Annotated in this window: 10 protein-coding genes and 1 rRNA gene; 5 read left to right on the top strand and 6 right to left on the bottom strand. The window is 61.8% G+C overall.

Annotated features, from left to right (window positions below):
• Window positions 1-71: 71 nt before the first annotated feature.
• The gene (locus BUE09_RS16935; protein WP_073303138.1) at window positions 72-1,469 is read right to left on the bottom strand and encodes a sigma-54-dependent transcriptional regulator; all 1,398 of its coding nucleotides are present in this window, start codon (window positions 1,467-1,469) and stop codon (window positions 72-74) included.
• Window positions 1,462-2,949 carry an ATP-binding protein gene (locus BUE09_RS16930; protein WP_073303140.1) on the bottom strand — a complete coding sequence of 496 codons (1,488 nt, stop codon included), beginning with the start codon at window positions 2,947-2,949 and terminating at the stop codon, window positions 1,462-1,464. The genes BUE09_RS16935 and BUE09_RS16930 overlap by 8 nt, the downstream gene beginning before the upstream one ends.
• 150 nt (window positions 2,950-3,099) lie before the next feature.
• On the opposite strand from BUE09_RS16930, the gene BUE09_RS16925 reads away from it, so the two are divergent.
• A complete protein-coding gene (locus BUE09_RS16925) occupies window positions 3,100-3,492 on the top strand; it encodes a DUF4168 domain-containing protein (protein WP_073302695.1) in 393 nt (130 codons plus the stop codon).
• Window positions 3,493-3,977: 485 nt separating this feature from the next.
• On the opposite strand, the gene BUE09_RS16920 is transcribed toward BUE09_RS16925, so the two are convergent.
• The 3 genes from BUE09_RS16920 to BUE09_RS16910 all read right to left on the bottom strand — a co-directional run bounded on the left by BUE09_RS16920 (window position 3,978) and on the right by BUE09_RS16910 (window position 6,255).
• A complete protein-coding gene (locus BUE09_RS16920; protein WP_073302693.1) occupies window positions 3,978-4,436 on the bottom strand; it encodes a YehS family protein in 459 nt (152 codons plus the stop codon).
• 136 nt (window positions 4,437-4,572) lie between these two features.
• On the bottom strand, window positions 4,573-4,914 hold the full coding sequence (locus tag BUE09_RS16915; protein ID WP_073302691.1) for a c-type cytochrome: 342 nt from the start codon (window positions 4,912-4,914) through the stop codon (window positions 4,573-4,575).
• A 72-nt stretch (window positions 4,915-4,986) separates the two neighbouring features.
• The gene (locus BUE09_RS16910; protein WP_073302689.1) at window positions 4,987-6,255 is read right to left on the bottom strand and encodes a PQQ-dependent sugar dehydrogenase; all 1,269 of its coding nucleotides are present in this window, start codon (window positions 6,253-6,255) and stop codon (window positions 4,987-4,989) included.
• Between the two features lie 317 nt (window positions 6,256-6,572).
• Between BUE09_RS16910 and BUE09_RS16905 the strand changes: the two genes are divergently transcribed.
• From BUE09_RS16905 to BUE09_RS16890, 4 genes are all read left to right on the top strand, one after another.
• A complete protein-coding gene (locus BUE09_RS16905) occupies window positions 6,573-7,304 on the top strand; it encodes a carbonic anhydrase (protein ID WP_073302687.1) in 732 nt (243 codons plus the stop codon).
• 198 nt (window positions 7,305-7,502) lie between these two features.
• On the top strand, window positions 7,503-9,122 hold the full coding sequence (locus BUE09_RS16900; RefSeq protein WP_073302684.1) for an NAD(P)/FAD-dependent oxidoreductase: 1,620 nt from the start codon (window positions 7,503-7,505) through the stop codon (window positions 9,120-9,122).
• A 217-nt stretch (window positions 9,123-9,339) separates the two neighbouring features.
• Window positions 9,340-12,207 carry an AsmA family protein gene (locus BUE09_RS16895; protein WP_073302682.1) on the top strand — a complete coding sequence of 956 codons (2,868 nt, stop codon included), beginning with the start codon at window positions 9,340-9,342 and terminating at the stop codon, window positions 12,205-12,207.
• Window positions 12,208-12,668: 461 nt separating this feature from the next.
• On the top strand, window positions 12,669-13,115 hold the full coding sequence (locus BUE09_RS16890; protein ID WP_073302680.1) for a DUF2147 domain-containing protein: 447 nt from the start codon (window positions 12,669-12,671) through the stop codon (window positions 13,113-13,115).
• A gap of 443 nt (window positions 13,116-13,558) precedes the next feature.
• Here BUE09_RS16890 and rrf read toward each other — a convergent pair.
• Window positions 13,559-13,661: ribosomal RNA gene (gene rrf, locus BUE09_RS16885) — 5S ribosomal RNA — on the bottom strand; the annotation flags it as partial.

The following is a 13,661-nucleotide window of genomic DNA, read 5'->3' as shown; positions in this document are numbered from 1 at the left end:
CGTCTCGGTCGCTGGCAGACGACTGCTCTCTGCCAGCGCATTGGCTGCCTTTCGAGATCCCGCACAGCTAATCAGGCGTTGTCGTCCTGCTCCTTTTCGCCCAGGCGGCGATACAGCGTGCGCCGGCCGATGCCGAGCAAGGCCGCAGCGCGCCGCTTGTTGCCCTCAACCCGCTCCAGCACGTGCTGTATGTAGCGCAACTCCAGCTCGTCGAGGGTCGGCAGCAGCGGGCCGTCGATCATCAAACCGAGCAGTTCGTCAGCCTGGCGCTCGGGCGGGTTGTCCTGAAAGTTGGCGATGCGCGCCGGCAGGTGTTCCAGTTCGATACTGCGGCCATGACAGAAAGTCACCGCGCGCTCCATGGCGTTCTGCAGCTCGCGCACATTGCCGGGGAAGGGATAGCGCCTGAGCTGCTCCAGCGCCGCGGGTGACAGGCCTCGCACCGGGCGGCCGTCACGTGCGGCGAAGTGCGCGACGAAGCCGGCGGCGAGCAGTTCACGATCGTCCTCGCGATCGCGCAGCGGCGGCACCTGCAGGATGAAGGTCTCCAGGCGAAAGAACAGGTCTTCGCGAAAGGACTCCCGGCCGGCGGCGGTTTCCAGCGGCCGATTACTGGCAGCGATGATGCGCACATCCACGCTCAATTCGCGCTCGCCACCCACCGGCCGGATGGTGCCCTCCTGCAGCACGCGCAGCAACTTGGCCTGCAGCGGCAGCGGCATTTCACCGATCTCATCGAGAAACAGGGTGCCGCCATCGGCTTGCTGGAATAGCCCCTTGTGGGCGCGGCTGGCACCGGTGAAAGCACCGGCGGCATGACCGAAGAACTCGCTTTCCAGCAGTTCGGCCGGCAGCCCGGCGCAGTTGATCGCGAGGAACGGGCGCCCGGCCCGTTCGCTTTCGGCGTGCACGGCGCGCGCCACCAGCTCCTTGCCGGTGCCACTCTCGCCGATCACCAGAACCGGCCCGGCTGCACGGGCCAATTGCCGAATTTGGTCGAATAGTCCGCGCATCACCCGACTGCGCCCAAGCATGCCGTGGAAACGGTCATCACTAAGTAACTGCTGGAAGCGCCGCACCTCGTCGCGCAGATGGCGCGTTTCCAACGCACGCGACACGGCGAGACCGAGGTGGTCGAGGTCCAACGGTTTGGTCAGGAACTCATCAGCGCCTTCCTTGAGCGCCGCGACGGCCTGTTGGATGCTGCCGAACGCGGTGATCACCAGAAACGCCGGTGCCGCCTGCATCGACTTGACCCGTCGCAGCAACGCCATGCCATCGGCACCCGGCAGGCGCAGATCGCTGAGCACCAGATCCGGCTCCCAGCCCTCCAGCAACGGCGCCGCTTCCTCGGCGCTGGCCACGGCTCGTACGCTGAGTTCACGATCTTCCAGTTCCTCGACCAGCAGCTGGCGCAGGCCGTCGTCGTCTTCCACCACAAGCACCCGCTGCGGTGTGCTGTCATCCATTTGCATCGCCATCCTCCTCACCGGCCAGCGCCAACGAAATACGAAATGCCGCACCACCGAGCGAACTCTCGACCAATTCGATCCGCCCGCCGCACTCAGCGACCACGCCATGAGCAACAGCCAATCCAAGGCCGCTGCCCTGCCCCACAGGTTTGGTGGTGAAGAACGGCTCGAACAGCGCTGCACGGTGCTGCTCGGCGACGCCGGGGCCGTCATCCTCGACCTGAAACAACAGACACTGGCCTTCCCGCCACCAGCGCAGCAACACCTGTCCGCCGGGGCTGGCCTGGGCGCCATTGCGCAGCAGATTGGTCAGTGCCTGCTCGAAACGAGGCGGATCGACTTCGCAGCACAACGGCTCGGGCGACGTATCCAGCGTCAAGGTGACATTGAGGGTGGCCAGTTCGTCCGCCACCGCAGCTGCAGACGAATGCGCTAACACCTCGGCGGGCATGCGTCGAACAGGTCGCCCAGCAGCGCGGCCGAAGTCGAGGAGCTGACGGACGATCTCGCTCAGGCGCTGGACCTGACTGCGAATCTGCAACAGGCCCTTGCGCTGGCCATCTTCCAGCGTCTCGCTGCGCAGCACCCGCTGCGCCTTGCCGTCGATCACGCTGAGCGGGCTGCCCAGCTCATGGGCAACGCCTGCCGCCAGCCGACCCACGGCGGCGAGTTGGTGTGAGCGCCGCAAGCGCGCTTCGAGCTCCGCCTCGCGCGCCTTCTGTTCGGCCATGCGCTGTTCGGCATCGGCGATGCTGTCAAGCATTTGATTCAGTGCCCGACCGAGCACGGCAATTTCTTGCGGGCCGCTGCGCGGGGCACGGTGCTGGCGATCACCGTCAGCGACACGGGCCATGCTCTGGGTCAGTTGCTGCAGATGGCGGCCAATGGCCGACCAATGCCCGAGCAGGACGATGCAGACCGCGGCCAGCGCCAACACCGCTGCGGATATGCCGGCGATCACCCGTAGCCTGCGGGTATCACGCTCGAAATCATTCCAACGACGGGTGACCTGCAGCAGGCCATTGATACGCCCACCACTTTGTTCGAGCGGCAGGAAATAGGAATAGACCTCGCGCCCGCGAATACGCTGATAACCGCCCCGGCGTTTGCCATCGGCGGTCAGCTCCTGAATCGAGGACTGATCCTGATCTGGCTCAATGGCTCCGGCGAAGGCCACCAGCTCACCTTGATCGTCATAGAGATAGGCACCATAGACGCGTCCAACACCGAGCACCGACTCCAGTACCTGCTGCGAGGTGCGATCGTGCTGCTTTTCCAGGCTGTCGCTAAGCGGCAGACGGACTGCCCGCGCCACCAGTTCAACTTCCTCCTGCAGCCGCCGCTCGCTGTTGCGCTCGACTGTCCACAGCAGCAGATAACTGAAGCCGAGCATGATCACCACCAGCGGGATCACCACCTTCGCCAACAGCGCGCCGCGCAGTGTCGATGTTCTTTGCCAAACTGCTACATGTGCCATTCTGGCACGATACAGAGCCATCCCTTTGAGGTCGATCTGAACAGGACGGGTGGTAAAAATTATTGAAAATCAATGAATTAGACACAATGCCGCAGGATGGCACGGCTGATGCAAAGACCTTTGCGTCTTTCAATAGCAGGAATATCGAACATGACCAAGCTAAACGCTCGCCTCGTTTCCGCCAGCCTCACCGCCCTGCTCATGGCCGCTGGTGCCTCCCAGGTCTCCGCGCAGCAGGCCAGCCAGGCGCCGGCCGCGCAACCCGCACCGGCGATGCAGGCTGCAGACATCAGCGACAAGAAGCTGGAGAAGTTTGCCGACTCGCTGGGCGAGATCATGGAGATTCGCGAGGACTTCACCGCCAAGCTGGAAAAGACCGGTGACCCGGCCGAGGCTCAGCAATTGCAGCAGCAGGCCAACGAAAAGATGATGGGTACCGTCGAAGACAACGACCTCAGCATCGAGGAGTACAACGCCATCAATCAGGCCGTACAGAACGATCCGCAGCTGCGCGACAAGGTCATCGCAATGGTGCAGAACTAAGCCCTTCGCCGTAATAACGAGCCCGTTGCAATACAGCGGACTCGGCTTACGAAACCCCGCGCTTGCGGGGTTTCGTGCATTCGTTACGCCGGTAGGGTGGGCTTCAGCCCACCGTCTCGCTAACTGCCAGCACTCGATACCCCACCGAAAGCGTGCGGTCGATGCATACGGGGTCAGATTGACGACGAAGCCCACGGTGTTGGCGGCTTCGTTTACAGGCCCGGCGGAGTCGCACAGTGACTGTAGGGTGGGCTTCAGTCCACCGTTATGCTGCGTGGGCTGAAGCCCACCCTACTCCACCAAACGAACCCCAGCCCCGTTGGACGAGCTTGCTCGCGAAGCTTGTTGCGTGACTTGGATTCGCGAGCGAGCTCGCTCCTACAGGCCGGACCATGCTGCGCGGTGCTTTGCCTAGACAGCCGAAGTGACTTGCCCGGCGGGACTTCTGCCAGACCCGCGCAAAAACCAGCGCGCAGCGCTCCGCGTCACTTGCCGCGCAGAGCCAATCCCTTGAGAAAGTTGCGCAGCAGTTGGTCGCCACAGACACGGTAGTTGCTGTGCCCGACCTTGCGGAACAGCGCGTTGAGTTCGGGCTTCGACACTGGGAAATCGACCGACTGGAGGATCGCGTGCATGTCGTCTTCCTTCAGCTCGAACGCCACGCGCAGCTTCTTCAGGACCATGTTGTTGGTGACCGGTAGTTCGATCGGTGGAGTCGGCCGGCTCTCGTCCTTGCCGCGTTTGTAGACCACCAGGCCATCGAGGAAGTGCGCCATGATCCGATCAGGACAGGGCTTGAACCCTTCCTCGTCTTCCTTCTTCAGGTAAGCCACCGCTTCGCTGTCAGGTATTTCGCAACCCGTAAGCCGCGTAATTTCGGCGATCTTGGCGTCGTCGACGTTGAGGATGTAGCGCACGCTGCGCATCACATCGTTGTTAAGCATGAGGTGTCCTTCTGGGTGAGCGGGCGCCGCAACAGCGCCGGTCGCATTCAACGGGAGAGCCGGCATACGCCAGGCCTCGATGGCGCGCGAGTATAAGGGCTAAGCGCTCAGCGGGTGTAACCGCCAGCCCACCGCGCTATTGAGGCAGTTCGACGCTAACCTGGATCGCTGAATACCAGGCCGCCACATTGGCGATGTCGTCATCGCTCAGGCCTGCCGCGATGACCGACATCTGCGGATGCTTGCGCTCGCCGCTGCGGAAGGCTTTAAGCTGGCGGGACAGATAAAGCTCGCCGTTGCCAGCCAGATTAGGCGCATCAGCAACTTTGCTCAGCCCATCGAGGCCATGGCAGGCCGCGCACATCTTTGCTTTGGTTTTCCCTGCATTGATATCCGCAGCTCTCACTTCGGTTGCGAACAGTAACGCCAGCAGCAATAGCCAGGGAACCAGCAGCCCACCACGACGATGTCTAGCCATACGACTTACTCCAAGGACTACGCCGCCAGGCTCGGGTGAACGAGCCTGGCAGCCTCACTGCAAAAGCTGATATCAGTTCGAGTCGCCGTCATACGAGATCCGGTAGATCGCCCCGGCGGTGTCGTCACTCACCAGCAGCGAGCCATCCTTCAACTGCGCCACGTCGACGATGCGGCCATAGTATTCACCGGTCTCCTCGTCCAGCCAGCCTTCGGCGAAGGGCACCGTCTCGCCGGATGGTGCCGAGCCGTCTGCCGCGAAGGGGGTAAACATCACCCGTGCGCCGACCGGTTCGGTGCGGTTCCAGCTGCCACGCTGCGCGCTGAACAAGCCCCCGCGGTATTTCTCGGGAAACATCTTGCCGGTGTAGAACATCAGGCCCATGTCTGCCGCGTGCGCCACGGTCTCGACCACCGGAAAGGTTAAGCCCTCTGGCGGCGCCTCTTCGGCGTATTCGGTGGTGCGCACCTGACCGCCGCCATACCAGGGCATGCCGAACTGCATGCCGGCCTTTGGTGCGTGGTTGATTTCACCCGGCGGGATGTCGTCGCCCATGCCATCCACCTGATTGTCGGTGAACCACAGCTCCTGGGTGGTCGGGTTGTAGGTGATGCCGACCGAGTTGCGTATGCCGGTGGCGTAGACCTCGCGCTTGCTGCCGTCACGTTCCATGCGCACGATACCGCCGATGCCGTGCTGTTTGTACAGCTCGGCTTTATCTTTCGGCGGCACGTTGTGCGGCTGGCCCAAGGAGACGGTGAGCTTGTTGTCCGGCCCGACAGCGCACACCCGCGCGCCATGGTTGTAACTTTCCTCGTCGGTAGGGATCAGCTCGCCGGTAGGGACTACGATATCGGCGGCGACATCCGGCCCTTCAAAGAAGAACTCCGCAGCGGGGAAAACCAACAACCGGTTGTGCTCCGCGACGAAGAGGAAACCATCCTTACTGAAACAAGGCCCCGGCTGGGTGAACGAAATCGCCGGGGCGAAACGTTTGACCTCGTCAGCGGTACGGTTCTTGGTGCGATCGGTGACGGCCCAGAGATCGGTTTTACGCGTGCCGACGAAGACCACGCCGCTGGACGGTCCCACCGCCATGTGCCGTGCATCGGGCACCACCGCATAAAGCTCGATCTTGAAGCCATCTGGCAACTTGATGCGCTCAAGGTTGTTGCGGATCGCATCGGCGATTTCGCCGTCCTGTGGCACGGTTTTCATGTCGAGGGATTGGCCAGTTGTCTTCATCGAGCGCATGCGTTCCAGCGCTTCATCACTGGTGGGCGCGGCCAGCGCCAGTCCGGACATGCAGATCAGCAACGCACTCAAGGGAGCATGTTTCATAGGGCACCAACCTCATCAGGGGTCGTCTCGCAGGACGATCATTATTGTTGTTCTGCTCAGCGCCCCACGCCGCGCGACCAGCGTGCACCAGGCGTACAAAAGCGAGCGCTCAGTCACAGCGTAGCGTCAAACGAAACCTTTGCCAGATGACCGAAACCCGCCAGCACATCCCTGCGTCCAACGCGTACCGACCCTAATGCAGACCGTCTGCCCGAGGCGCAACGGGCGAGCAATCTGCCGGCTCGCCTTGTCAGAAGGCTCGGGCGCGCCGCTGTCACGGGCCTGCTCTGTCCATAGATGAAGTTGGAGAGGTTTGCATGAAAAGAGCAGCACTTGGTCTTGGCGTTTTGCTTGCCTGCGCGAATGCAACGGCCGTTACGCCAGGTACTCACTGGGGCTATTCCGGCGAAGCGGGGCCGGAGAACTGGGCGAAACTGACGCCGGAATTCAGCGCCTGCGGTGGCAAGAACCAGGCACCGGTCGACCTCAGCGGTCTCGTCGAGGCCGAACTGACTCCGCTACAGCTCAGCTATACAGCGGGCGCAAGCAAGGTTGTCAACCTCGGGCATACCGTGCAGGTGGTCTATGAACCCGGCAGCCATCTGACGCTCGATGGCAAGGACTACGAGCTGCTGCAGTTCCACTTCCATATGCCCAGCGAAAACCTGATTGAAGGACAGTCCTACCCGTTGGAAGGGCATCTGGTACATGCGGACAAGGACGGTAACCTTGCGGTCCTCGCACTGATGTTCAAGGCTGGGGAGCACAACGCCGCACTGGCTCGTTTGTGGGACAAACCGCCGGCAGACGGCCAGACGCAGCAGATCGCACCCATGGCCAACGTCACCGCACTGCTACCTGATGATCTGGACTACTACCGTTTCAGCGGCTCGCTGACCACACCACCCTGCACCGAAGGCGTGCGCTGGCTGGTACTGAAGCAGCCGCTGGTCGCCTCCAAGCAGCAGATCAACGCGCTGACAAAGGCGGTTGGCCACGCCAACAATCGTCCACCGCAGCCTCTTAACTCAAGGGTTGTGCTTCAGTAACCGTGATTGCGCCATCCAACACCATTGAAACGCAACGAGGCAGGAGCCTCCGGCGAGGCGCCAGCGGCTGAATGACAGCCTCAACCCGCGCAGCTACACTGCGCGCCTTCCTTCGACCTATCGGTTCGCCAGCCCTTCATGGCCGGCGAATCGAACGGCTGTCATCACCTCTGCCGGGGCCACCGGCCAGGACTTGTCATGATTCGCATCAATGAACTGCAGTTGCCCCTTGACCATCCCGCCGAGGCCCTGCGTCACGCCATCGTTGCGCGCCTGAAGATCAACGACGCCGAGCTGCTCGATTTCACGGTATTCAAGCGCAGCTATGACGCGCGCAAGAAGAACAGCGAGATTACCTTCGTCTATATCCTTGATGTCAGCGTGGCGAACGAAGAGCCGGTGCTCGCGCGGTTGGCCGATGATCGCAATATCCGCGTCTCGCCGGACACCGGTTACTACCCGGTCGGCCTGGCACCCGACGGCCTGAGCGAGCGCCCGCTGGTGATTGGCTTTGGCCCGTGCGGCCTGTTCGCCGCGCTGACCCTGGCACAGATGGGGTTCCGGCCGATCGTGCTGGAGCGCGGACGCGATGTACGCAGCCGCACCAAGGACACCTGGGCGTTGTGGCGCAACAAGGTGCTGAGCCCCGAATCCAACGTGCAGTTCGGCGAGGGCGGTGCCGGGCTGTTTTCCGACGGCAAGCTCTACAGTCAGATCAAGGACCCGAAGTTCTACGGCCGCAAGGTGATGCACGAGTTCGTCCGTGCTGGCGCGCCGGAAGAGATCATGTTTGTCAGCAAGCCGCATATTGGCACCTTCCGCCTCACTGGCGTGGTCTCGACCATGCGCGAGGAAATCAAGGCGCTGGGCGGCGAGGTACGTTTCGACAGCCGTGTAGTCGACTTCATCATCGAGGACGGCCGCATGCAAGGCGTGCGGATGGCCAACGGCGAGGAAATCCGCAGCCGCTACGTCGTGCTCGCGCTGGGTCACAGCTCGCGCGACACCTTCCGCATGCTCCATGAGCGCGGTGTCTACATAGAAGCCAAGCCCTTTGCCGTGGGCTTTCGCATCGAACACCCGCAATCACTGATCGACCAGGCACGCCTGGGCAAGTACGCCGGGCATCCAGAATTGGGCGCGGCCGACTACAAGCTGGTTTACCACGCCAAAAATGGCCGGGCCGTTTACAGCTTCTGCATGTGTCCGGGCGGCACCGTGGTGGCGGCCACCTCCGAGCCCAACCGCGTGGTCACCAACGGCATGAGCCAATATTCGCGCAACGAGCGTAACGCCAATGCGGGCATCGTCGTCGGCATCAACCCGGACGAGGATTTCCCCGGCGGCCCGCTGGCTGGCGTCGAACTGCAGGAACGACTGGAATCACGCGCCTTCGAGCTGGGTGGAAATGACTACTGCGCACCGGGGCAATTGGTGGGCGACTTCATACGCGGCCGGGCTTCGAATGAATTCGGCGAGGTCGAGCCGTCCTACAAACCCGGCGTGCGTCTCGGCGACCTGGCTCCGTCGCTGCCCGACTCCGTGATCGAGGCGATCCGCGAAGCGCTGCCCGCCTTCGGCAAGCAGATCCGTGGCTTCGACCGCGCCGACGCGATCCTCACAGGCATCGAGACGCGCACCTCGTCACCGGTACGGATCAGGCGCGACAACGAATCTTTGCAAAGCATCAATACCCGTGGCCTGTATCCGGCAGGCGAAGGTGCGGGTTATGCCGGCGGGATTCTTTCGGCAGGCGTCGATGGCATCAAGGTGGCTGAAGCGGTGGCCACAGCGATGCTGGCCGATCTGCAAGGCTGATCCGCGTTCAGCGTGGACGGTGGCGATGCCGATCGTCCGTGTTTCCTGCGCCAAATCTAGTCCTATCAGAACCCGTTGGTACCGCGGCTGCACGTCACAAAACTGCATGCCAATTTGCATGAGCTTTTTCCGCCAGTGAGGGTCGACACCTTTACACGGCTGCACTGATGCAGCTGACCCTCACTCATGCGCGAGCGTGATCGGATCAGGAGGCAAGGTGGCGAAAGCAGCAAAAATCATTGGTATTGTGCTGGCAGCCCTGATGCTGCTGGTGGTGATCGCGGCAGTGCTGGTGCAGACCCAGTGGGCGCGCGAGAAGATCGAAACTCAACTGAGTCAGCACTTGGATGGGCGCATCGTCGAAATCGGTAGCCTCGACATCGATTGGGGGTTTCCGCTGGGAATCAGCGTTGGCAATGTCGAAATCGCCAACCCCGAGTGGGCCAAACACCCTTACATGCTCAAGCTGGACGCCATGCAGGCAGAGTTCGATGTCAGCGCGCTGCTGACCGGCAACTTGAGCCTGCAATTGCTCGAACTCGACCACCCTCAAATTCACCTCGCCAGGCAGGAGGACGGGCGCTCCAGCTGGGCCACCTTGAGGGGCAGCAGCGACAAGCCCGAGTCTCAGGCTAGCTCTGCCTCTGGCTCAAACAAGAGCAGCTCGAGCGGCAATGCCCTACCAATCCAGCTAGGCACGATCCGCATTCAGAGCGGCCAGCTAACCTATCGCGACGCCAAGCTGGACATCCAACTGTCTCTCGATATCAAGACGGCCGACAACGGCCCTGGTCAACGCCAACTGTCCATCGAAGGCAGCGGCAATGTAGAAGGCAAGCCACTGGCTTTGAGTCTGACAGGAGGGCCTCCGTCCCAGGCGTTGGCCAGTGGTGCGCCCTATGCGGTGAACCTCGATGCGCAGCTGGGCGAGATTCAGGCGCAGTTCAACGGGGAAGCCAAACAGCTGCCGCAGCTCGATGCCCTGCAGGGAGCACTGACCGTGAGCGCACCGGACTCAGCCGAGTTGATGAGCTTCGACATCCCGTCTATTGCCGTGCCGGCATTCGAGTTCAATACCCAGCTGAAGCGTGATGGGCCGCGCTGGGCGCTGCGAAACATGGATCTGAAGACGGGCGAAAGCCACCTCACTGGCTCGCTCGTCCTGGAGCGTGGCGATACGCCCAAGCTGACGGCGCAGCTGCAGGGCAACACACTCGACCTCAACCGTTGGGGCGTGATGCGCTTGCTCGATTCGGAGCAGAGCGGCAACCAATCGCAAGCCGAGCATGACGAGCAATCGCTGCAACGACGTGCTCAAAACCTTCTACAGCCCTTGCGTCGCTACCGCGGCGAACTGGACCTCAGCCTGGGGCAGCTCCTGTATGGCGATGCCGCGCTGAGCGACATCAAGCTCAAGGCCAGCCTGGCCGAGCAGCATCTAGAGATCAAACAGTTGTACGTTGCCCAAGGCGAAGGAGCCATCAGCGCTGACGGCTCGCTGGGGCTGCGCAAGAACGCATTGAGCGGAACGGTTGACCTGACCGTAGCGCAACTAGATCTGGGCCGCGCGCTTGCGCCGCTGGGCTATCCCACGCTGGGCACCCTGGACGGTGAATTGCACATGCAACTGGCGCAGAATTCCGCCCAGCTGAGCGATACGCGCCTGCGCTATGACAATCCGGCACGCAATCTGCGAGTGGAGATTGACGCCACTTCGACTGACTCAGGTCTGCAGCTGACGGGCGATGCCTGGCGCAACGAGGTACCGCTGCATTTCGACCTTGATGTCGGTGCGCTGGAAGCACTGTTCAACGATCAACCCTATCCCATCGAAGGCACGGTCAAGTCGCGCGAAAGCTACCTCACCGTAAGGGGCACGGTCACCGATCCGTTGCAATTGAAAGCGGCAGACCTCGCGGTATCGCTTGAGGGGCCGAACCCGGCCAACCTCAACCCGCTGACCGGTTTGAGCCTACCGTCGCTGGCCGGCTATCAATTGAACGGGCAGCTACTGTGGGAAAACCAGCAGCTGCGCCTGCAGGGTTTTCGCGCAAAATGGGGCAATACTGATCTGAGCGGCGACGTTCGCCTCAGCACTCGCGGTCGCCCGATGCTTTGGGCCAACCTGCATTCGGACACGCTCGAGACCTCGGATCTGACGGCGCCCGGTACGCCGACAGACCCGAACGACGGCCAGGTATTTTCCAACGAACCGCTGGGCCTGGACGCGCTTCGGGACCGGGACGCCATTGTGCGCTACGAAGCCGACACGGTCCTGGCCAAGGATATCCCGTTGAATGCCGTCGATTTCAAAGCCGAGCTGGAAGAAGGTGTATTAATAGCCGAGCCCTTGACGCTTTCCATAGGCAAAGGAAAAGCGAACGGCCGGCTGCGACTGGACGTTCGCCCGCAGCAACCGAAGGGGGAGCTGCACCTGGATATCACCAGCGTCAACCTCTCCCCGATTTTGCGCGAAGCCGACCTGTCCAAGATCGCGCAGGACTCCGCGGGCACCATCGGTGGGCAGCTGGATGTCACGCTTCAGGGGCAATCGCTGGGAGAGATGGCGGCCAACCTAGACGGCCAACTGGAGCTCGCCATGTCTGGAGGCAAGCTCGACATGCTGGCGGTGGAGCTGCTTGGCCTGGATGCAGGCGAAGCGGCGCTCGCCGCTTTAGTCGATTCGGAACAGGTGGCGATCAACTGCACCTACCTGCGTTTCGACTCGACTGCCGGCACCGCGAAACTGGAGCAGCTCTTTATCAGCACGGCCGACAGCAACATCACCGGCGGCGGCAACATCACGCTCGACAGCGAACGCCTGGACCTGGCGTTCGAGGCTCATGCGAAGGACATCAGCCTGTTAACAGGTAACTCACCTGTGCAGCTGCAGGGCACTCTGAGCAACCCGCAGGTCAGCGTCGTGACCGGCGAACTGGCCGTTCGCGCCGCCGCCAGTCTGGTTGGGGCCTTGGTTGCGCCGCCCTTGGCCATCCTGCCCTGGCTGGAAGCCGGGCTCGGTGAGGGTTTTGGTATTGGCTGCCGCAAGGCGCTCGAAGAGTTCGAGCAGGACGGCGCGGAATGAGCAAGGCAAGGCATTGGCGTAACACACCGGCCCGATACGCTTTTGCCGCAGAATTCACCCCCGAGCCGCGCGACCACCTCGGCGGCACGAGCAAACAGGTACTAGAGCGAATCGGCCGCGACCTGCATTGGCGTCGGCATCGGCATCGGCATCGGCATCGGCATCGGCATCCAGACCACTCCCGTGCGGGTCGGGTTGGAGGTTCCATGGCTGACCCATCGAGATGCTGAGAAACCCGCGGCTGGCCAAGTTTCTTACATCGGAGCGGGAGCGACGCCTTCGCCGAGCGCCGGATGCGCAGCAACGTATTACAAGTCGTGAATCAAAATTTCGGGAGCGTATTCAAAGACGCCATGCGGCGAATCCTAGATCTTGGCATTAACGACGCAAATCCGACCGACCGCTATCGGTCCTAAGCGATGATAGAGTCACAGCGCTAGACCGTTACTTTAGGAGAAACCATGCGCGCACTGTTTACTGCCACTTTACTAGCTCTGCCGATGGCCATTGCCTCGACATCCTTCGCCGCCGAGTCACCCGTCGGACGTTGGCAAACCATTGATGACGAAACCGGCAAACCCAAATCGATCGTCGAAATCCAACAGGCCGCTGATGGTTCCCTAAGCGGCGAAGTCGCTGAGGTTCTCCAGTCCGAGCATGGTGCTAATCCGGTATGTAGCGCTTGTGACGGTGAGCGAAAAGACCAGCCAATTACAGGAATGACCATCCTGTGGGGCCTGAAGCCGGACGGCGAGGGCGCTTGGAGCGGCGGTACTATCCTAGACCCGGCCAAGGGCAAAACCTATCGCGCCAAGGTGAGCCTGCTCGAAGGTGGAGAAAAACTTGAGATGCGTGGTTACATCGGCATCGAAGCCCTGGGCCGCACCCAGACTTGGGTACGGCGATAGCTATGTCGTTTCCTAGAGGCTAATCGGTCGATCGACATGACATGGCCGGTTTGTAGCGCAGCGAGTTAGCTATCAAAGCCGCATGCATGAATGCCCTTTCGCTTCGGCTCCGAGTTGCCAGGGGCAGGCCGCGCTCCATGCCTGCCCTGGATCGGTCGATGGTCCTGCGGGCGGGAAGCTTGGGCCGATCGTCAACCGGACTGAACGTTACATGAGCGTATTGGTGACATCTGACATTCAACCTCCCGCTGGCGCTACCGTCCAGCTGGTCGTTGCCTGAGCGCTAAACACTTCAGAGCCGCGGTTTTCAATCTGGGGGTAAAGCGTCAAATGGATCATGCGTAGCGTCATAGCTACTGCGTTATGCGCCAAGCAATAAAGCTTTTCTCGGCCCAAAGACAAACCCCCGGCCCTCTTACGAGGGTCGGGGGTTTGGTGTAGAAGCTTGACGATGACCTACTCTCACATGGGGAAACCCCACACTACCATCGGCGATGCGTCGTTTCACTACTGAGTTCGGGATGGGATCAGGTGGTTCCAACGCTC

Origin of the sequence: Stutzerimonas xanthomarina DSM 18231, from assembly GCF_900129835.1 — a bacterium.
Lineage (GTDB): Bacteria > Pseudomonadota > Gammaproteobacteria > Pseudomonadales > Pseudomonadaceae > Stutzerimonas > Stutzerimonas xanthomarina.
This window is presented reverse-complemented; position numbering and strand designations above follow the sequence as displayed.